The organism is Citrobacter sp. Awk 2, from assembly GCF_028069815.1.
GTDB lineage: Bacteria > Pseudomonadota > Gammaproteobacteria > Enterobacterales > Enterobacteriaceae > Citrobacter.
Genome location: NZ_JANEWL010000294.1, coordinates 1 through 255, shown reverse-complemented (window position 1 = coordinate 255; position 255 = coordinate 1). Strand labels below are relative to the sequence as shown.

The following is a 255-nucleotide window of genomic DNA, read 5'->3' as shown; positions in this document are numbered from 1 at the left end:
TCGAAATATTACGCAGTAATGCGACATCCTGCGCTGAGGCATCGAACTCATACGAAGAAATCAGTGCGGCAACAGGCTCTCCGCCAGGGGTATCGTATTCATCAATATAGGTTTGTTTATACAGTCCACTCTGAGTCACTTCCGGGCTGTCTTCAAAATCCTGGCGCAGCTCCTCTTTGGACATATCCAGCAGTTCGATTTTCACGTTCTGGCGGAAATCTGTTTTGTCGACCAGCGACTTCAGGCCGCACCACA

Annotated in this window: 1 protein-coding gene; it reads right to left on the bottom strand. The window is 49.4% G+C overall.

Features of this window, described 5'->3' with window-relative positions; translation table 11 throughout:
• The coding region (locus tag NNO02_RS23935) for a type VI secretion system contractile sheath domain-containing protein (RefSeq protein ID WP_271455916.1) at positions 1-255 on the bottom strand (255 nt) is incomplete at both ends.